16 protein-coding genes are annotated in these 19,075 nt (G+C 59.1%); 2 read left to right on the forward strand and 14 right to left on the reverse strand.

Annotated features, from left to right (window positions below; translation table 11 throughout):
- Nucleotides 1-2: 2 nt before the first annotated feature.
- The 5 genes from tpiA to rlmE all read right to left on the reverse strand — a co-directional run bounded on the left by tpiA (nucleotide 3) and on the right by rlmE (nucleotide 5,792).
- On the reverse strand, nucleotides 3-758 hold the full coding sequence (tpiA, locus tag ACLK1G_RS11755) for a triose-phosphate isomerase (RefSeq protein WP_420765578.1): 756 nt from the start codon (nucleotides 756-758) through the stop codon (nucleotides 3-5).
- Nucleotides 759-824: 66 nt separating this feature from the next.
- Nucleotides 825-2,162, reverse strand: a complete 1,338-nt coding sequence (glmM, locus tag ACLK1G_RS11760; protein ID WP_420765579.1) for a phosphoglucosamine mutase — start codon at nucleotides 2,160-2,162, stop codon at nucleotides 825-827.
- Nucleotides 2,163-2,178: 16 nt separating this feature from the next.
- Nucleotides 2,179-3,030: a dihydropteroate synthase gene (gene folP, locus ACLK1G_RS11765; protein ID WP_420765580.1), complete on the reverse strand. Its 852-nt coding sequence runs from the start codon at nucleotides 3,028-3,030 to the stop codon at nucleotides 2,179-2,181.
- 8 nt (nucleotides 3,031-3,038) lie between these two features.
- Nucleotides 3,039-4,949, reverse strand: a complete 1,911-nt coding sequence (gene ftsH, locus ACLK1G_RS11770) for an ATP-dependent zinc metalloprotease FtsH (RefSeq protein WP_420765581.1) — start codon at nucleotides 4,947-4,949, stop codon at nucleotides 3,039-3,041.
- A gap of 192 nt (nucleotides 4,950-5,141) precedes the next feature.
- On the reverse strand, nucleotides 5,142-5,792 hold the full coding sequence (gene rlmE, locus ACLK1G_RS11775) for a 23S rRNA (uridine(2552)-2'-O)-methyltransferase RlmE (RefSeq protein ID WP_039592319.1): 651 nt from the start codon (nucleotides 5,790-5,792) through the stop codon (nucleotides 5,142-5,144).
- Nucleotides 5,793-5,899: 107 nt separating this feature from the next.
- On the opposite strand from rlmE, the gene ACLK1G_RS11780 reads away from it, so the two are divergent.
- On the forward strand, nucleotides 5,900-6,208 hold the full coding sequence (locus ACLK1G_RS11780; protein WP_181287543.1) for a YhbY family RNA-binding protein: 309 nt from the start codon (nucleotides 5,900-5,902) through the stop codon (nucleotides 6,206-6,208).
- Between the two features lie 10 nt (nucleotides 6,209-6,218).
- Here ACLK1G_RS11780 and ACLK1G_RS11785 read toward each other — a convergent pair whose 3' ends face one another.
- From ACLK1G_RS11785 to grpE, 8 genes are all read right to left on the reverse strand, one after another.
- Nucleotides 6,219-6,623: an MFS transporter gene (locus ACLK1G_RS11785; protein WP_420765582.1), complete on the reverse strand. Its 405-nt coding sequence runs from the start codon at nucleotides 6,621-6,623 to the stop codon at nucleotides 6,219-6,221.
- 28 nt (nucleotides 6,624-6,651) lie between these two features.
- Complete coding sequence (gene greA, locus ACLK1G_RS11790; RefSeq protein ID WP_420765659.1) at nucleotides 6,652-7,128, reverse strand: transcription elongation factor GreA; 477 nt, start codon at nucleotides 7,126-7,128, stop codon at nucleotides 6,652-6,654.
- A gap of 2 nt (nucleotides 7,129-7,130) precedes the next feature.
- Complete coding sequence (gene carB / locus ACLK1G_RS11795) at nucleotides 7,131-10,352, reverse strand: carbamoyl-phosphate synthase large subunit (RefSeq protein WP_420765583.1); 3,222 nt, start codon at nucleotides 10,350-10,352, stop codon at nucleotides 7,131-7,133.
- 105 nt (nucleotides 10,353-10,457) lie between these two features.
- Complete coding sequence (carA, locus tag ACLK1G_RS11800) at nucleotides 10,458-11,594, reverse strand: glutamine-hydrolyzing carbamoyl-phosphate synthase small subunit (RefSeq protein ID WP_420765584.1); 1,137 nt, start codon at nucleotides 11,592-11,594, stop codon at nucleotides 10,458-10,460.
- A gap of 255 nt (nucleotides 11,595-11,849) precedes the next feature.
- Complete coding sequence (gene dapB, locus ACLK1G_RS11805; protein WP_420765585.1) at nucleotides 11,850-12,656, reverse strand: 4-hydroxy-tetrahydrodipicolinate reductase; 807 nt, start codon at nucleotides 12,654-12,656, stop codon at nucleotides 11,850-11,852.
- 9 nt (nucleotides 12,657-12,665) lie between these two features.
- A complete protein-coding gene (dnaJ, locus tag ACLK1G_RS11810) occupies nucleotides 12,666-13,790 on the reverse strand; it encodes a molecular chaperone DnaJ (protein WP_420765586.1) in 1,125 nt (374 codons plus the stop codon).
- Nucleotides 13,791-14,080: 290 nt separating this feature from the next.
- Nucleotides 14,081-15,997 (reverse strand): molecular chaperone DnaK, encoded by a 1,917-nt coding sequence (gene dnaK / locus ACLK1G_RS11815; protein ID WP_420765587.1) that lies wholly within the window; start codon nucleotides 15,995-15,997, stop codon nucleotides 14,081-14,083.
- Between the two features lie 101 nt (nucleotides 15,998-16,098).
- A complete protein-coding gene (grpE, locus tag ACLK1G_RS11820; protein WP_039592327.1) occupies nucleotides 16,099-16,665 on the reverse strand; it encodes a nucleotide exchange factor GrpE in 567 nt (188 codons plus the stop codon).
- A 241-nt stretch (nucleotides 16,666-16,906) separates the two neighbouring features.
- On the opposite strand from grpE, the gene recN reads away from it, so the two are divergent.
- Nucleotides 16,907-18,580 carry a DNA repair protein RecN gene (recN, locus tag ACLK1G_RS11825; RefSeq protein ID WP_420765588.1) on the forward strand — a complete coding sequence of 558 codons (1,674 nt, stop codon included), beginning with the start codon at nucleotides 16,907-16,909 and terminating at the stop codon, nucleotides 18,578-18,580.
- Between the two features lie 77 nt (nucleotides 18,581-18,657).
- Here recN and fur read toward each other — a convergent pair whose 3' ends face one another.
- Nucleotides 18,658-19,062: a ferric iron uptake transcriptional regulator gene (gene fur, locus ACLK1G_RS11830; protein ID WP_420765589.1), complete on the reverse strand. Its 405-nt coding sequence runs from the start codon at nucleotides 19,060-19,062 to the stop codon at nucleotides 18,658-18,660.
- Between the last annotated feature and the right edge of the window lie 13 nt (nucleotides 19,063-19,075).

The following is a 19,075-nucleotide window of genomic DNA, read 5'->3' on the forward strand; positions in this document are numbered from 1 at the left end:
TTTCAGTTTCCCGCGGCGCGACAGATCGCACCGAACTCATCTGCATTCAGGGACGCTCCACCAATGAGCCCCCCATCGATATCCGGCATGCCGAACAGTTCGACCGCATTGGCCGCCTTCACGCTGCCGCCGTATAGAAGCCGCACACCTCGTGCCACTTCAGAATTTTCTGCCGCCAGCTGCGCGCGGATGGCGGCGTGCACATCCTGCGCCTGCTGCGGCGAAGCCGTCAGTCCGGTACCAATGGCCCAGACAGGCTCGTAAGCGATGACCGCCTTGGCAAAGGCTCCGACACCCAGGTCCTCGATAATGCTACCCAGTTGGCGCCCTACCACTTCAAGCGTCTGCCCGGATTCACGCTGTTCCAGGGTCTCCCCTACGCACAGCACCGGAACAAGGCCACAGGCCTGGGCCGCAGCAAACTTGCGGATCAGGGCTTTATCCTGCTCGCCCATGATCATGCGGCGCTCGGAGTGCCCTACCAGAACCAGCGAACAACCTGCATCAACGAGCTGGCTCGGTGCAATCTCACCGGTCAACGCGCCTTGCATGGATTCCACCGCAGAGTTCTGCGCACCGATCGAAATCGACTTACCCTTCAAGCCATCAACCACTTGGTTGATATACAGGCAAGGCGGGAATACCGCGACATCAACACCGCTTGGCAAGGCCAGACTACGAAGGCCTTTGATCAGCTCAGCGACGCTGGCGCGGGTACCGTGCATCTTCCAGTTACCAGCTACCATAGGGCGACGCATGCTGTACCTCGTCGGTCAAAGTGGGCGCAGATGTTACCCAACCGTTTCATGACTGGCAAGCCGAATTCAGGCAGAAACTTCAGTAACGAGTTTTGCCAACTCTTCGGCATAACCACGGACCTGTGCTTCATCCTCGCCTTCGACCATTACACGCACCAAAGGCTCTGTCCCTGACTTGCGCAACAATACCCTTCCGCGCCCAGCCATCGCCTGGGTCACTCGCTCGCTGGCTTGCTTGACCATCGTGTGTTCGAGTGGATTCACACCGCCGCCGAAACGTACGTTGATCAATACCTGCGGACACTTGCGCAACGCCTGGCGCGACTGGGCGAGCCCTTCGTTGCGCGCCTTGAGCGCCATCAGCACCTGCAACGCGGCAATGATCGCATCACCGGTGGTGGTATGGTCGAAGCAAACGATGTGCCCCGAGTTCTCGCCACCAATCACCCAACTGCGCTCCAGCAGCTCGGAAATCACGTAGCGGTCGCCCACATTGGCGCGCACGAAGGGAATATCCAGGTCAGCCAGGGCCAGCTCAAGTCCGAGGTTGCTCATCAATGTCCCGACAACACCACCTTGCAGCTTGCCCCGACCGTGCAAATCACGAGCAATAATGAACAGCAGCTCATCACCGTCGACAACCGTACCGGTGTGATCGACCATCAGCACTCGGTCGCCATCACCGTCAAAGGCGATACCGAGATCCGCATGTTCAGCCAGTACAGCCGCCTGCAATGCCTCGGTGTGGGTCGAACCGCAGTTATGGTTGATGTTCAGCCCGTTAGGCTGGGCAGAAAGCACCACCACCTCGGCGCCCAGCTCTCGAAAAACGCTCGGTGCAACTTTGTAGGTTGCTCCATGGGCACAATCGACAACGATCTTCAGCCCAGAAAAACTGGTACCGGTTGGAACACTGCCTTTGCAGAATTCGATGTAGCGGCCCGATGCGTCGTTGATCCGGGATACCTTGCCGATCTTGCTCGACTCGACCACCGTCATGGGCGCGTCCAGCAACTCTTCAATCATCAGTTCGATTTCGTCCGGCAGCTTGGTGCCCTTGCCGGAGAAGAACTTGATGCCGTTGTCGTCATGAGGGTTATGCGACGCACTGATCACAATGCCAGCCTGCGCCTGAAATGTACGCGTCAGGTAGGCGATGGCAGGTGTAGGCATCGGCCCGAGCAGCATGACATCGGCACCTGCGGAGGTCAGGCCAGCCTCAAGGGCCGATTCGAACATGTAGCCGGATATGCGCGTGTCCTTTCCGACCAGGACCTTGCAGGCCCCCATCTTTCGGAACGCCATGCCGGCAGCCCAGCCAAGCTTGAGCATGAAATCGGGGGTAATGGGGTATTCGCCGACCCGACCACGGATACCGTCGGTGCCAAAGTATTTTTTGCTCATAAGTGCTCCATCATTCTTATTCGGCTGAATCCACCGCGGCGATCATCCGCACGACATCCATTGTTTCGATCACATCATGCACCCGTAATATACGCGCGCCTTTCGTAATGGCCAGGGCCGCCAGGGCGAGACCTCCATAGAGGCGCTCTCCTACCGGACGCCCCAGGGCGTTGCCTATCATGCTCTTTCGCGAAACCCCAACCAACAAGGGTCGCCCAAGGGCATGCAAGGCTTCCATATGTTTGAACAGGCTTAGATTGTGGGCCACTGTCTTCGCAAAACCGAATCCAGGGTCAAGGATAATGCGCTCGGCGGGAATGCCCACGGCAGCGCACTGGTTCATGCGCTCCGCCAGGAACTCGCCCACCTCCTTGGTCACGTCGTCATAATGCGGGTCGTCCTGCATGGTTCCAGGCTCGCCCAGCATATGCATCAGGCAAACCGGCAGGCCCGTAGCGGCGGCCGCATCCAGAGCGCCATCTCGACGCAAGGAGCGAACATCGTTGATAAGCCCCGCACCCAAGCGCGCCGCCTCCCGCATGACTGCGGGCGTGGACGTATCGACTGAGATGACGACATCGAGCTCGCGATGGATGCGCTCGACAATCGGCGCCACTCGCTCCAGCTCTTCCGTAGGCGAAACCGCCCGCGCACCGGGACGAGTGGACTCTCCGCCAACATCGATCAACGTCGCGCCAGCGCAGACCATGGCTTGCGCATGTCGCAACGCAGCGTCGAGCTGACTGAAGCGCCCACCATCGGAAAAGGAATCAGGAGTGACATTGAGGATGCCCATGACATGCACATGGGCCAAATCAAGAACCCGGTTGCCGCAAGGCAACCGGGTCGAGGACTGAACAGAAGTCATTTCAAGCCTTAAACGTCGGCAGCCGGGCCGCCGATGGGTGTTTCCGGACGCTCGCCCTGCACCGCCGGAGGCGTACCTGAGGCACCCGTGCCACCGGACCAATCCCGAGGCTCACGTGGCGTGCGGCCTGCCATGATGTCATCGATCTGCTCGGCATCGATGGTTTCATATTTCATCAAGGCATCGGCCATCGCATCCAGCTTGTCGCGATTGTCCGTGAGGATCTGCTTCGCCGTGCCGTAGCAGTGGTCGATGATGCTGCGAACTTCAGTGTCAATCAGCTTGGCAGTCTCACCGGAGAAGCTTGCATGTTGACCACCGCCACCGCGGCCAAGGAACACTTCGCCTTCTTCCTCGGCATACATCAGCGGCCCGAGCTTCTCGGACAAGCCCCACTTGGTCACCATGTTTCGCGCAATCTGGCTGGCACGCATGATGTCGTTTGACGCACCAGTCGTCACGCCATCGAAACCCAACGTCATCTCTTCAGCGATACGACCGCCGTACAGCGAACAGATCTGGCTGATCAAGGCACGCTTGGAGAGGCTGTAGCGGTCTTCTTCCGGCAGGAACATCGTCACACCCAGCGCGCGACCGCGCGGGATGATCGAAACCTTGTAAACCGGATCATGCTCAGGCACTACTCGACCAACGATAGCGTGACCCGCCTCGTGGTAAGCCGTGTTCTGCTTTTCCTTTTCCGACATGACCATCGATTTGCGCTCGGCGCCCATCATGATCTTGTCCTTGGCCAATTCGAACTCTTTCATTTCAACGACGCGCTTGCCGGAACGGGCCGCGAACAACGACGCTTCGTTTACCAGGTTCGCCAGATCCGCACCGGAGAAACCCGGCGTACCGCGGGCGATGACCGCTGGAGCGACATCGTCACCCATTGGCACCTTGCGCATGTGGACCTTCAGGATCTGCTCGCGACCGCGGATGTCTGGCAGCCCCACCACGACTTGGCGGTCGAAACGACCTGGACGCAACAGCGCGGGGTCAAGCACGTCTGGACGGTTGGTGGCGGCAATCACGATGATGCCGTCGTTCATTTCAAAACCGTCCATCTCCACCAGCAACTGGTTGAGGGTTTGCTCACGTTCGTCGTGACCACCACCCATACCAGCACCACGGTGACGACCGACCGCGTCGATTTCGTCGATGAAGATGATGCACGGCGCGTGTTTCTTGGCTTGTTCGAACATGTCACGAACACGGCTGGCGCCCACGCCGACGAACATTTCGACAAAGTCGGAGCCGGAAATCGTGAAGAACGGCACTTTCGCTTCGCCGGCAATCGCCTTGGCCAACAGCGTTTTACCTGTCCCCGGCGGGCCAACCATCAGCACACCACGTGGGATGCGGCCACCCAGGCGTTGGAACTTGCCCGGATCGCGCAGGAACTCGACCAGCTCACCCACTTCTTCCTTGGCCTCATCGCAACCCGCGACGTCGGCAAGGGTGGTCTTGACCTGATCTTCGGACAACAGCCGCGCCTTGCTCTTGCCGAAGCTCATCGGCCCGCCCTTGCCTCCGGCTCCACCCTGCATCTGGCGCATGAAGAACATGAACACCGCAATGATCACAAGGATAGGGAAGCTGGCGACCAGAAGCTGGGTCCAGATGCTTTGCTGCTCGGGCTGCTTGCCTTCGATCACGACATGATTGTCCACCAGGTCGCCGATCAGGCCGTTGTCCTGGATAGCCGGACGAATGGTCTTGAAAGTGTCGCCATCGGCGCGCTTGCCGGTAATCACATAGCCATCAACGGCTACGCGCTCGACCTTGCCTTCCTTGACCTGCTGGAGGAAGTCGGAATAGTTGAGGGTCTGCGGCTCGTTAGGGCTGGAGAAGTTGTTCATCACGGTCACAAGGACAGCAGCGATGATCAACCACAGGATCAGATTCTTTGCCATATCGTTCAATTAACTACCCTCTGAAGCAAGCTCCGCTACTGGCGCGCGCTTCGCATGATATTCACCGGCCTAACTTACTACATTACCTGCGACTTGGCAGGCGCCGTCTGTAACCCTTTGTGAAACTTTGACTCGCGTAATTTTCGTTACCTGCCATTTTCAAGGCGAGACAAAAAAAACTATCGCCCCTGATTAAAGACGCTCATCACTGGCAGCGCCTTCAATCCCGCGGAACCCACGCGCCAGCAGGTACTGCTCGCGAGAACGGTCACGGGACGACAACGGCTTGCGCATCTGCACTTTGTCGAACAGCTTGCGGATACCCTTATGGTACTCATCGAAGCCCTCGCCCTGGAAAACCTTGATCAGGAAATCACCACCCGGACGCAGAACCCGCCCAGCCAGATCCAGGGCCAGCTCGCTCAGAAACATCGCACGAGGCATGTCGACAGCCGCTAATCCACTCATATTGGGGGCCATATCGGAAATCACAAGGTCGACTTCGGTATTTCCGACGGCCTCCAGGATTTTCGCCAACACCGCGTCTTCCGTGAAGTCGCCCTGGATGAAGGTGACATCGGGGATGCCGTCCATTTCCAGGATATCGGAAGCGATCAGCCGCCCCTGGCCGCCAATCAGACGACTGGTTACTTGCGACCAGCCTCCCGGCGCTGCGCCGAGATCGATCACGGTCATGCCAGGACGAATCAGGCGATCTTTTTCCTGGATCTCCAGCAATTTATAGCTGGCGCGCGAACGATAGCCGTCTTTTTGCGCCATTTTGACGTAAGGGTCGTTGAAATGTTCTTTGAGCCAGTTCTGGCTAGTCTTGGAACGGGCCACGGGCCACCTCTAAAAAATAAATCGCGTCGTGATTAACTGGGCGGTCCCGGACTCGCTCGGGTAAACTGGCCGCCGCTTTTTACAAGATCAGACGCAGGGGTCAGATTATGCCGCTCACTCAAGAGCAGAAGAAACAATACAAATCCATTGGCCACCATCTGAAACCGGTTTTGACTGTGGCTGACAACGGTTTGACTGAGGGTGTGCTCGCCGAACTGGAACGCGCCTTGGGCGATCACGAGCTGATCAAGATCAAGCTCAACATCCTCGACCGCGAAGCCCGCCTGGCTGCCGTTGCCGAACTGTGTAAAGTCGGAAAGGCAGACCTCGTGCAGGTCATCGGCAAGATGGCGCTGATTTACCGCAAGAACTTCAGCGTCAACAAGCAATTGTCGAACGTTCACCGCTTCAAGTGATACCAAAGGGTCAAGGGTGTGCTTCGCACACCCTGCCGCTCCAGCCGGGAACCGGTTGCAACACTAGCACCAATCCGGAAAAACCCAGTATCAGGTAACTGAATACCTGCCACTGCGTTGCACTTGGCCAACCGAGACGCACCGCCAGGAACATCCCGCATGCGTACAACGACATGAGCAGCAATTGCCCACGAATGTCGCGCCATAGACTGACAAAACCCTCAGCCTGAACCAACACCAGTGCCTGAAACAGCACGCACGCTGCGGAAAATCCCACCAGCAGCGCCGTCAGCATGCTCGCGATTTCATCGATAAGCAGCGGCGCCAGGCCAATTTTGCCCAGTACCGGCAGCAGACCGATGTGCAGCAACCAGACGCCGCCCACCCACAACATCTGGGCGAGCTGCCAGATCATGGCGCCCGCTCGCAGCGGGCGCCTTCGTTCAGATATGACGGACTTCGACAATCTCATACTCGATGACACCGCCAGGCGTCTTCACGGCAACCACGTCACCCTCTTCCTTGGCAATCAAGGCACGGGCGATAGGGGAACCGACTGAAATCTTGCCGAGCTTGATGTCCGCCTCGTCCTCGCCAACGATCTGGTAAGTGACGCTTTCATCAGTCTCGACGTTGGCGATTTCCACGGTGGTGCCGAAAATCACTTTGCCAGTGTGCGGAATCGTGGTGACATCGATAATCACCGCGTTCTGCATACGGCCTTCGATGTCACGGATACGCGCCTCGACCATGCCCTGCTCTTCACGGGCAGCGTGGTATTCGGCGTTTTCCTTCAGGTCGCCCAGCTCACGGGCCTCACCGATGGCCTGGCTCAAGCGAGGACGCTCGACCTTGGTCAGGTGAGCGTGCTCTTCTTCCAGGGCGCGAGCGCCCTGAACGGTCATGGGGTACTTGGTTATGCTCATGCCTTCAATCCTGCATGTAGATCCTGCAAGCGACGTACGGTCTTCTCAGGGCCGAACTTGAGCGCTTCGCAGATCGCTTCGCCGGCAGCAATGGTCGTGGTGCAGTAGATCTTATGCTGCAGCGCATTGCGACGAATGGAATAGGAATCAGCGATCGACTGGCGACCTTCGGTGGTGTTGATGATCAGCGTGACTTCGTCATTCTTGATCATGTCGACCACGTGCGGACGGCCCTCGGTCACCTTGTTCACGCGGCGCACTTTCAGGCCTGCCGCTTCGATCAGCTTGGCAGTACCGGCAGTGGCGACCACTTCGAAGCCCAAGTTGATCAGATCACGGGCCACGCCTGCAACCAGTGGCTTGTCGTCATCACGCACACTGATGAACGCCGTGCCACCCGTCGGCAACACTTCGCTGGCGCCCATCTGGGCCTTGGCGAAAGCCTCACCGAAAGTATCGCCCACGCCCATGACTTCACCGGTGGATTTCATTTCCGGGCCGAGGATCGGGTCAACACCCGGGAACTTGGCGAACGGGAACACCGCTTCTTTCACGCTGTAGAAGTTCGGGATGATTTCCTTGGTAAAGCCCAGCTCTTGCAGGGTTTTGCCAGCCATGACCCGTGCAGCGATCATTGCCAGGGAAACACCGATGCACTTGGAAACGAACGGCACGGTCCGGGAAGCGCGCGGGTTGACTTCGATGACATAGATGTCCTCGCCCTGCAGGGCCAGTTGCACGTTCATCAGGCCGATGACGCCCAGCTCCAAGGCCATTTTCTTGACCTGTTCGCGCATCTCGTCCTGGATGTGCGCCGGCAGCGAGTAAGGTGGCAACGAGCAAGCGGAGTCACCGGAGTGAACACCGGCCTGTTCGATGTGCTGCATGATCGCGCCGATCACCACATCCTTGCCGTCGCTGACCGCATCCACGTCCATCTCGATGGCGCAGTTGAGGAAGTGGTCAAGCAATACCGGGCTGTCGTTGGACACCTGGACCGCTTCGCGCAGGTAACGCTTGAGTTCGTCTTCCTGGTAGACGATTTCCATCGCGCGACCGCCCAATACATAGGACGGACGAACAACCAACGGGTAGCCGATCTTCGCGGCGGCGCGAATGGCTTCGTCTTCGCTGCGCACGGTGGCGTTTGGCGGCTGGCGCAGGTTCAGGCGCTCGACCATCTGCTGGAAGCGCTCGCGGTCTTCCGCGCGGTCGATGGCATCCGGGCTGGTACCGATGATCGGCACGCCAGCGGCCTCAAGGGCACGAGCCAGTTTCAGCGGGGTCTGGCCGCCGTACTGGACGATCACGCCCTTTGGCTTCTCGACGCGGACGATTTCCAGCACGTCTTCCAGGGTGACAGGCTCGAAGTACAGACGATCGGACGTGTCGTAATCAGTGGACACGGTTTCCGGGTTGCAGTTGACCATGATGGTCTCGTAACCGTCGTCGCGCAGGGCCAGTGCCGCGTGTACACAGCAGTAGTCGAATTCGATGCCCTGGCCGATCCGGTTGGGGCCGCCACCCAGGATCATGATCTTGTCACGGCTCGACGGCGCGGCTTCGCACTCTTCTTCGTACGTGGAGTACAGGTAGGCGGTATCGGTGGCGAACTCAGCGGCGCAGGTGTCGACGCGCTTGTAGACCGGGAAAACCTCCAGCTTGTGACGATGGGCGCGAAGGCTCTTGTCGGTCACGCCCAGCAACTTGGCGAGGCGCTGATCGGAGAAGCCTTTGCGTTTGAGGCGCAGCATTGTGTCGCGGTCAATGCTGGACATGCCCAGGGTCTTGACCTTCTCTTCTTCCTTGATCAGATCTTCGATCTGCACCAGGAACCAAGGATCGATCATGTTCATGCCGAAAATCTGTTCGACGGTCATGCCGGCGCGGAAGGCATCGGCCACGTACCAGATACGCTCGGCGCCCGGCACGGTCAGCTCGCGCTTGAGCTCGCTCATGCTTTCCGGGTTGCTCAGGTCCAGCTTCGGATCGAGGCCGCAAACACCCACTTCCAGGCCGCGAAGGGCTTTCTGCAGAGATTCCTGGAAGGTCCGGCCGATGGCCATGACTTCACCGACCGACTTCATCTGGGTGGTCAGGCGAGCGTCAGCCTTGGCGAACTTCTCGAAGGCGAAGCGTGGCAGCTTGGTCACGACGTAGTCGATGGACGGTTCGAAGGACGCCGGTGTCTTGCCGCCGGTGATGTCGTTCGACAGCTCGTCCAGGGTGTAGCCCACGGCTAGCTTGGCGGCGACCTTGGCGATCGGGAAACCGGTGGCCTTGGAGGCCAGGGCCGACGAACGGGACACCCGCGGGTTCATCTCGATGACCACCATGCGACCAGTGTTCGGGCAGATGCCGAACTGGACGTTGGAACCGCCGGTTTCCACGCCGATCTCGCGCAATACCGCCAGGGAGGCGTTACGCAGGATCTGGTATTCCTTGTCCGTCAGGGTCTGGGCCGGCGCAACGGTGATCGAGTCACCGGTGTGCACACCCATCGGGTCGAAGTTCTCGATGGAGCAGACGATGATGCAGTTGTCCTTTTTGTCGCGGACAACTTCCATTTCGTATTCTTTCCAACCGATCAGGGATTCGTCGATCAGCAATTCCTTGGTCGGCGACAAATCGAGACCACGGGCGCAGATTTCTTCGAATTCTTCACGGTTGTAGGCGATGCCACCACCGGTGCCGCCCATGGTGAAGGACGGACGGATGATGCACGGGAAACCAAGGCGCTCCAGGACCGCGTTGGCTTCTTCCATGCTGTGGGCGATACCCGAGCGCGGACAGTCCAGGCCGATGGATTTCATCGCCTTGTCGAAACGCGAACGGTCCTCGGCCTTGTCGATGGTGTCGGCGTTGGCGCCGATCATTTCCACACCGAATTTCTCCAGGACGCCTTCGCGCTCCAGCTCAAGGGCGCAGTTCAGCGCGGTCTGGCCGCCCATGGTAGGCAGCAGAGCGTCTGGGCGCTCCTTCTCGATGATCTTGGCAACGGTTTGCCACTTGATCGGTTCGATGTAGGTGGCGTCGGCCATGGCCGGGTCGGTCATGATGGTGGCCGGGTTGGAGTTCACCAGGATGACGCGATAGCCCTCTTCGCGCAGGGCTTTGCAGGCCTGGGCGCCGGAGTAGTCGAATTCGCAGGCCTGGCCGATCACGATCGGGCCAGCGCCGAGAATCAGGATGCTTTTTATGTCTGTACGTTTTGGCATGGGTTTGTCACTCAAATCCGCAGGTCAGTCGGCTAGGCCGTCGAACAATCTTTGAAGCGCCCGAGGGGGCCGCCGTTTTCGGGGCCGCCCTCGGGCTTCACGCGGTCAGCGTCGCTTGGCCATCTCGTTGATGAAGCGATCGAACAGCGGCGCCACGTCGTTCGGGCCCGGGCTCGCTTCTGGGTGGCCCTGGAAGCTGAACGCGCTCTTGTCGGTACGCTCGATACCTTGCAGCGTGCCATCGAACAGCGACTTGTGAATCGCGCGCACGTTGGCCGGCAGGGTCGCTTCGTCGACGGCAAAACCGTGGTTCTGGCTGGTGATCATGACGACGCCGGTGTCCAGGTCCTGGACCGGGTGGTTTGCACCATGATGGCCATGACCCATTTTGACGGTCTTGGCACCCGAGGCCAGGGCAAGCAATTGGTGACCGAGGCAGATACCGAATACCGGAATCTCGGTTTCCAGCACATCCTTGATCGCCTGGATGGCGTAGTCGCAAGGCTCCGGGTCACCCGGGCCATTGGACAGGAACACGCCATCAGGCTTGAGCGCCAGGACGTCAGCCGCCGGGGTTTGTGCTGGCACTACCGTCACGCGGCAGCCACGTGCGACCAGCATGCGCAGGATGTTCAACTTGACGCCGTAGTCGTACGCGACCACGTGGTACGGCAGCTCGGAGGCTTCGATCGTCGCGTGGCTGTCGGTTTTCAGATCCCAGACCGAGGAGCGCCACTCATATTGCTTCTGGGTGCTGACGACCTTCGCCAGGTCCATGCCCTTGAGGCCTGGAAACCCCTGGGCGGCGGCGATGGCCGCCTCTTCGGAAATGTTGTCGCCGGCCATGATGCAGCCGTTCTGCGCGCCTTTTTCCCGAAGGATGCGGGTCAGGCGGCGGGTATCGATACCGGCAATCGCCACGACATTGTTGGCTTTCAGGTAGTCGGAGAGGGACATCGTGTTACGCCAGTTGCTCGCTACCAGCGGCAAGTCGCGGATGACCAGGCCAGCGGACCAGACACGATCGGACTCAGCGTCTTCCGGCGTGGTGCCAGTGTTGCCGATGTGCGGATAGGTCAAGGTAACTATTTGTTGGGCGTAGGAAGGATCGGTAAGAATTTCCTGATAGCCGGTCATTGCGGTGTTGAACACCACCTCACCAACGGTCTGACCGTCGGCTCCAATGGCTTCGCCGCGAAAAATGCTGCCATCAGCAAGGGCGAGTATGGCTGGCTTAGTCAAGAAGACCTCCCGTAAATAAAGCCTGAAAGGGCGATCGCAGGTTGTAAAAAAGCGGAGTGACGTATGGACACGTCACCCCGCTTGTTCACTGAATTATTCTGCGCGCTTTTAGTGGACACACTAAAGCTGTAGCTTACAGAAAAAGGCTTTTTTGGTCCACCGCTAATGAGCCTGAAAGGCAGGGGAATGCGACAGGTCGTCGCGAAGCGGCGTAAAACGGGACTCAGTATAACCTGAACCCCGTCTTCAGAGACATCAACGCAGGTCGAGAACATCCTGCATGTCGTACAAACCAGGCTCACGACCATCCAACCAAAGCGCGGCACGCACAGCGCCCTTGGCGAAGGTCATCCGGCTCGATGCCTTGTGGGTAATTTCCAGACGCTCGCCCTCAGTCGCGAACAGCACGGTGTGATCACCCACCACATCGCCGCCACGCACGGTCGCGAAACCGATGGTGTCTCTGTCCCGAGCACCGGTATGCCCCTGGCGCCCGTACACGGCCACTTCCTGCAAATCGCGACCCAGCGCATCGGCAATCACTTCACCCATGCGCAACGCGGTGCCCGAAGGCGCATCGATCTTGTGCCGGTGATGTGCCTCGATGATTTCGATATCCGCATCGTCGCCCAACACTCGAGCAGTCAAGTCCAGCAACTTCAGCGACAGGTTAACGCCGACGCTGAAGTTCGCCGCAAATACAATCGGGATGTCCTTGCCTGCGTCGGCCAGCAATTGCTTTTGCGCGGCATCCAGGCCGGTCGTGCCGATCACCATGGCCTTGCCAGCCTTGCGGCAGATGGCAAGGTTCTTGAGCATCACTTCCGGAAGGGTGAAATCGATCAGGACGTCAAACTCGTCGAGCACCTTTTCCAGCCCACCGGACATTGGCACGCCGATACGCCCAAGCGAGGCCAACTCGCCAGCATCGGCGCCTACCAGCGTACTGTCGGGCCTCACGATGGCAGCGGTCAGGCCCGAAAGCGGCGAGCGTTGCTGCACCGCCTCGACCAGCGCCTTGCCCATGCGCCCCGCGGCGCCCATCACAGCAATACGTCGCATGCCCACTCCTTACAGGTCGCCGAAGAAGCGCTTCACGCCTTCGAACCAGCCAGTGGTTTTTGGGGAGTGGCTATTGTCATCCGCCAACGAGCTGCGGAACTCTTCCAACAGTTCCCGCTGACGCCGGCTCAGGTTGACCGGTGTTTCTACCGCAACGCGGCACATCAGGTCACCCGCACCACCGCCACGCACCGGCGCCACGCCCTTGCCGCGAATCCGGAATTGCTTGCCGGTTTGCGTCCCCTCAGGGATCTTCAGCTTGACGCGACCATCGAGGGTCGGGATTTCCAGCTCGCCACCCAGCGCCGCATCGACGAAGCTGATAGGCACTTCGCAGAACAAGTGCTTGCCGTCACGCTGGAAGATCGCGTGTTCGCGCACGTTGATGACCACATACAAATCGCCAGTCGGACCACCCTGGGCACCTGCCTCGCCTTCGCCAGACAGGCGGATACGGTCGCCCGTGTCGACACCGGCCGGCACTTTCACCGACAGCGTCTTGTACTCTTCGACACGCCCTTCGCCATGGCAGGCATCGCACGGATCGGAAATGATCTTGCCTTGGCCATGGCAGCGCGGACAGGTCTGCTGGACCGAGAAGAAGCCTTGCTGCATGCGAACCTGGCCGATACCGCCACAGGTAGGGCACGTGACTGGCGAGGAACCCTTCTTGGCACCCGAGCCGTCGCATGGCTTGCAATTGACCAGCGTCGGAACACGGATATTGACCGTGGTCCCCCGCACCGCTTCCTCGAGGCTCAGCTCCAGCGTGTACCGCAGGTCACTGCCTCGCTGGGCGCCACCACGGGCACCGCCACGGCCACCACCGAAGAAATCACTGAACACATCGCCGAAAATATCGGAGAAGTTCTGTCCGCCGAAACCGGCACCGCCGCCACCCATGCTAGGGTCGACACCGGCATGGCCGTACTGGTCGTAAGCCGCGCGTTTGCTGGAATCGGACAGGACTTCATAGGCCTCGTTGGCCTCCTTGAACATCTCTTCCGAAGCCTTGTCGCCGGGATTACGGTCCGGGTGGTGTTTCATCGCCAGGCGACGATAGGCCTTCTTCAGCTCTGCTTCGCTGGCCCCCCGCTCAACACCCAATACTTCGTAAAAATCACGTTTTGCCATTAGTCTTTGCACTCTTATAGGACGTTCGGCAAACCTCTCCTGAACCTCGCCAAACTCGTTGGGCCTCCATACAGGCCCGAACCCAACTCACGTCGATTCAACGATCCTGGTCTCGGTGCATATCGCCCGGAAAGCAGGAGCATTCCCGAACCCACCGTCAGCACCCGAGCTTTGTCGCATGCTGCAAAAATTCGCTGCCTCCAGACACGCCAACGCGGGAGCAAGCTCCCGCGCGGCGACATCCTACCAGCCACCGCACAAAAGCAGTCAACCGGCCGACCAACAAGCGATTACTTGTTGTCTTTCACTTCTTCGAACTCAGCGTCGACGACATCGTCGGTTTTCTCGGCCGACTCGCCTTGCGGCGCTGCGCCTTCAGCGGGCTGGGCTTGCTCGGCATACATCTTCTGAGCCACTGGCGCGGAGACTTTCGACAACTCTTCGATCTTCGCTTCGATGGCCGCCTTGTCGTCGCCTTTGACGGCAGCTTCAAGGGCAACTACAGCCGCTTCGATCGCCGTTTTTTCTTCGGCGGTCACTTTGTCACCGGCGTCGGCGATCATCTTGCGAGTCGAGTGCACCAAGGCATCGCCCTGGTTACGCGCGCTTGCCAGCTCTTCGAACTTGCGGTCTTCCTCGGCGTTCACTTCAGCGTCGCGAACCATCTGCTGAATTTCTTCTTCGGAAAGGCCGGAGTTGGCCTTGATCACGATCGACTGGGTCTTGCCGGTGGCCTTGTCTTTCGCGCCGACGTGCAGGATGCCGTTGGCGTCGATGTCGAAGGTCACTTCGATCTGTGGCACGCCACGTGGAGCCGGTGGAATCTCGGCCAGGTCGAACTTGCCCAACGACTTGTTCTGGGCGGCTTGCTTGCGCTCGCCTTGCAGCACGTGGATGGTCACGGCGCTCTGGTTGTCATCGGCAGTCGAGAACACCTGGGATTTCTTGGTAGGAATCGTGGTGTTTTTCTCGATCAGCGCAGTCATCACGCCGCCCATGGTTTCGATACCCAGGGTCAGCGGGCTGACGTCGAGCAGCAGAACGTCCTTCACGTCACCAGCCAGAACGGCGCCCTGGATGGCGGCCCCCATGGCAACGGCTTCGTCAGGGTTCACATCCTTACGAGCTTCTTTACCGAAGAAATCGGTTACCAGCTTCTGCACCAGCGGCATACGGGTCTGGCCGCCGACCAGGATCACGTCGTTGATCGAACCCACGTCGATACCGGCGTCTTTCATCGCAATGCGGCAAGGCTCGATGGTGCGCTGAACCAGGTCTTCAACCAGCGCTTCGAGCTTGGCGCGGGAAATCTTCACGTTCAGGTGCTTCGGACCGGTGGCGTCTGCGGTGATGTACGGCAGGTTCACGTCGGTCGACTGGCTCGAGGACAGTTCGATCTTGGCTTTTTCAGCGGCTTCTTTGAGGCGCTGCATGGCCAGCGGGTCACCCTTGAGGTTCATACCGCTTTCTTTCTTGAACTCATCGACGAGGTAGTCGATCAGGCGGATGTCGAAGTCTTCACCACCGAGGAACGTGTCGCCGTTGGTCGCCAGCACTTCGAACTGGTGCTCGCCGTCGACTTCAGCGATCTCGATCACGGAAACGTCGAAGGTACCGCCACCCAGGTCGTAAACGATCACGGTGTGATCGCCCTTGGCCTTGTCCATGCCGTAGGCCAGAGCGGCCGCGGTGGGTTCGTTGATGATGCGTTTTACGTCCAGGCCCGCGATGCGGCCGGCGTCTTTGGTCGCCTGACGCTGGCTGTCGTTGAAGTAAGCAGGGACAGTGATAACAGCCTCAGTCACTGCCTCGCCGAGGTAATCTTCGGCGGTTTTCTTCATTTTCTTCAGGATTTCAGCCGAGATCTGTGGCGGCGCCATTTTCTGGCCGTTCACTTCAACCCAGGCGTCGCCGTTGTCAGCCTTGGCGATCTTGTAAGGCACCATCTTGATGTCTTTCTGAACGACTTCTTCGTCGAACTTGCGACCGATCAGACGCTTCACCGCGTACAGGGTGTTATGCGGATTGGTCACAGCCTGGCGCTTGGCGGACTGACCCACCAGGATTTCGCCATCGTTGGCGTACGCGATGATCGACGGCGTGGTGCGCGCGCCTTCAGCGTTTTCAATAACCTTGGCCTTGCCGTTTTCCAGCACGGAGACGCACGAGTTGGTGGTCCCCAGGTCGATACCGATAATTTTGCCCATCTTGACTCTCCCGGAACTTGGATTTTGTTGCCGCAGCATTGGTGGTTAACTGCGGTAGCACTTAAACGCTTGACTTCTTAATGGGGCCGTTTCGCCCGATTTCAAGCCTGCTCATCAATAGAAGGCGAAACCGGCGCTGGCGCCTTGCTGACCACAACCATGGCCGGGCGCAGCAGACGACCGTTGAGCAGATAGCCCTTCTGGAACACTTTCAGCACGCTGTTTGGCTCGACGTCTGCACTTTCCTGCATCGCCATGGCCTGATGGTGCTCGGCGTTGAAGGGTTCACCGTGAGGATCGATCGCTTCAAGCTGGTAACGCTTGAGCGTGTCCTGGAACATCTTCAGGGTCAGCTCGATGCCTTCACGCATTGGACGGATGTTCTCGTCGTCCGGGTTGGACAGCTCCAGACCCCGCTCCAGGCTGTCGATGATCGGCAGCAGGTCGCCAGCAAAACGTTCCAGGGCGAATTTATGAGCCTTTTCCACATCCTGCTCGGCACGACGGCGGACGTTCTGCAGATCGGCTGCTACACGCAACGCCTGATCCTGCGCACCGGCCAGTTGCTCTTCGAGCACTTGTACACGTGCCGCCAGGTCTTCACCCGAATCCTGGGGAGCCTGATTGGCGTCTAGATTTTGGGTGTCCTGCGTCTGTTCGTCAGCCATAGATTTCTCCTTTCAATTTCGTCCGCGAGCTCGACTCGCGCTTCTGCCCCGGTATATGGGGCCGGGTTTTCCAGCTTCAAGGGCCATCTGACGAATTAACCCTACAAAAGGCAGCAGCATAATCATTCCACGCAGCACTAAGGAATCTGTTGGTCCAAGCAAATCGAGCTAAGCGCAGGCATTGTCAGCGCGAAACAAAACACTGTATAAATAACCAGACCTAATGCCTGGGAGCGGCCTTATGCTGGTGCACCTGTCCGTACACAACTACGCCATCGTCGAACATCTCGACCTCGAACTCGATCGAGGCATGAGCGTGATTACCGGTGAAACCGGTGCCGGCAAATCGATCATGCTCGACGCCCTGGGACTGACACTTGGCGACCGCGCTGACAGCGGCGTGGTACGTCCCGGTGCGGAAAAGGCCGACATCCTGGCGACATTCGACCTCGTCGACATCCCCGAAGCCAGCGCCTGGCTGGCCGAGCGCGACCTGGACACCGATGGGCTGTGCATCCTGCGCCGGGTCATCACCGCCGAAGGCCGCTCCCGAGGCTATATCAACGGCACCCCTTGCCCCCTCGGCGACCTCAAGGCACTCGGCGAACTGCTGATCGATATTCACAGCCAGCATGAACACCAATCGCTGCTCAAGACCGACACCCATCGTCGCTTGCTCGACGAGTACGCGGGTGCCACCGACCTGGCCCGCCAGGTTCAATTGGCCGCCCAACGCTGGCGACAGACCCGGCAGGAACTGGATCGACTTTCCAACTCAGGCGATGAACAACGGGCCCGCCACCAACTGTTGAGCTACCAGCTTGAAGAGTTGGAAAACCTGGCTCTGGGCGAAAACGAGCTGGAGGAACTTGAGCAGGAGCACAAGAACCTGACCAATGCCGAGGCACTCCTCGGTGTCTGTCGGCAAGTGGTCGAGCAATGCAGCGAAAGTGATTCCGGCAATGTGCTCAGTGCACTGACCGCAAGCATCAACCGACTTTCCAGCGTCAGCAATGCCGTGGGAGCCCTGGGCGAAGCGAGCAACCTGCTGACCAGCGCCCAGATCCAGGTCGAAGAAGCCGTCGGGGAGTTGAACCGCTTCCTTGATCATTTCGATGCCGACCCGGCACGCCTCCAGTTTCTGGAAGAGCGCCTGGACACTATCTATACGCTGGCCCGCAAGCATCGCGTCCAGCCAACCGACGTCGTCGAACTGCAGCAACGGCTGCTGGAGGAACTGGAAAGCCTGAACGCCAATGATGAATCCATCGAGCGGCTCGGGGATGAACTGGCGTCCTTTGCGCGCCATTACCAGGAAAAGGCCAAGGAGCTCAGCGAATTGCGCCGACAAGCCGCGACGGGCTTGGCGAGCGCGGTAGAACAGGAGATCCAGCGCCTGGGCATGCCAGGGGGCCGATTCACCATCGAACTGCACCCTAACGGCGGTGATGATCTTCAGCCTAACGGGCTGGAGCAAGTGGAACTGCTGGTCAGCGCCAACCCCGGGCAACCCCTTAAGGCATTGGCAAAAGTGGCTTCCGGCGGCGAGCTGTCGCGTATCAGCCTGGCCATCCAGGTGATCACAGCGCAGACATCACGGGTGCCAACGCTGGTGTTCGACGAGGTGGATGTCGGCATTGGCGGCCCTACGGCGGAAATTGTCGGCCAGTTGCTGCGCAGATTGGGCGAGCGTGGACAGGTCCTGACGGTCACTCACCTGCCCCAGGTTGCCGCCCAGGGACACCAACATCTATTTGTCCACAAGGTGCGCGGCGAAGACGCCACTCGTACCGCAGTGTCCAAACTCAACAAAAATGAACGCGTGGAAGAAGTCGCTCGGATGCTCGGAGGAATAGACCTGACCAAGGAATCCTTGGCCCACGCTAAAAAAATGGTGGTTGCGGCAAAAACCTGACATAGGCCGTTGAAAGAAAGAAGGCGACCCGAGGGTCGCCTTCTTTTGTTCAGAGGGCCTGAGCCCACGTCACAAGCTTATTTGCGCTTGCGCACATGCAGGACGAGATGGTGATCGATCAGCTCGAAGCCATACTCCTCAGCAATAGCCTTTTGCAGTTGCTCGATTTCAGGGCTGATGAATTCGATGACTTCACGGGTCTCAACATCCACCATATGGTCATGGTGCTCCCCGTCAGCCAATTCAAAGACAGCATGACCGCCATCGAAGTTATGACGAGCGACCAGCCCGGCAGCTTCGAATTGAGTCAGGACACGGTAGACCGTGGCCAGACCGACATCCTCGCCAGCTTCCATGAGCGCCTTATAGACGTCTTCGGCACTCATGTGGCGCTGCTCGGCAGAGTCGAGCATTTGCAGAATCTTGACCCTGGGCAGGGTCACTTTGAGGCCGGCTTTGCGTAGTTCGCTATTTTCAACCATGGTCAGCTTTCTC

Source organism: Pseudomonas algeriensis (assembly GCF_048847255.1).
Taxonomy (GTDB): Bacteria; Pseudomonadota; Gammaproteobacteria; order Pseudomonadales; family Pseudomonadaceae; genus Aquipseudomonas.

Excerpts from the sequence above, each read along its gene's own strand:
- folP (WP_420765580.1), bottom strand. The coding sequence starts at position 3,030 with ATGACTTCTGTTCAGTCCTCGACCCGGTTGCCTTGCGGCAACCGGGTT.
- ftsH (WP_420765581.1), bottom strand. The coding sequence starts at position 4,949 with ATGGCAAAGAATCTGATCCTGTGGTTGATCATCGCTGCTGTCCTTGTG.
- tpiA (WP_420765578.1), bottom strand. The coding sequence starts at position 758 with ATGCGTCGCCCTATGGTAGCTGGTAACTGGAAGATGCACGGTACCCGC.
- dapB (WP_420765585.1), bottom strand. The coding sequence starts at position 12,656 with ATGCGACGTATTGCTGTGATGGGCGCCGCGGGGCGCATGGGCAAGGCG.
- grpE (WP_039592327.1), bottom strand. The coding sequence starts at position 16,665 with ATGGCTGACGAACAGACGCAGGACACCCAAAATCTAGACGCCAATCAG.
- ACLK1G_RS11785 (WP_420765582.1), bottom strand. The coding sequence starts at position 6,623 with ATGATCTGGCAGCTCGCCCAGATGTTGTGGGTGGGCGGCGTCTGGTTG.
- ACLK1G_RS11780 (WP_181287543.1), top strand. The coding sequence starts at position 5,900 with ATGCCGCTCACTCAAGAGCAGAAGAAACAATACAAATCCATTGGCCAC.
- glmM (WP_420765579.1), bottom strand. The coding sequence starts at position 2,162 with ATGAGCAAAAAATACTTTGGCACCGACGGTATCCGTGGTCGGGTCGGC.
- dnaJ (WP_420765586.1), bottom strand. The coding sequence starts at position 13,790 with ATGGCAAAACGTGATTTTTACGAAGTATTGGGTGTTGAGCGGGGGGCC.
- fur (WP_420765589.1), bottom strand. The coding sequence starts at position 19,062 with ATGGTTGAAAATAGCGAACTACGCAAAGCCGGCCTCAAAGTGACCCTG.
- carB (WP_420765583.1), bottom strand. The coding sequence starts at position 10,352 with ATGCCAAAACGTACAGACATAAAAAGCATCCTGATTCTCGGCGCTGGC.
- dnaK (WP_420765587.1), bottom strand. The coding sequence starts at position 15,997 with ATGGGCAAAATTATCGGTATCGACCTGGGGACCACCAACTCGTGCGTC.
- recN (WP_420765588.1), top strand. The coding sequence starts at position 16,907 with ATGCTGGTGCACCTGTCCGTACACAACTACGCCATCGTCGAACATCTC.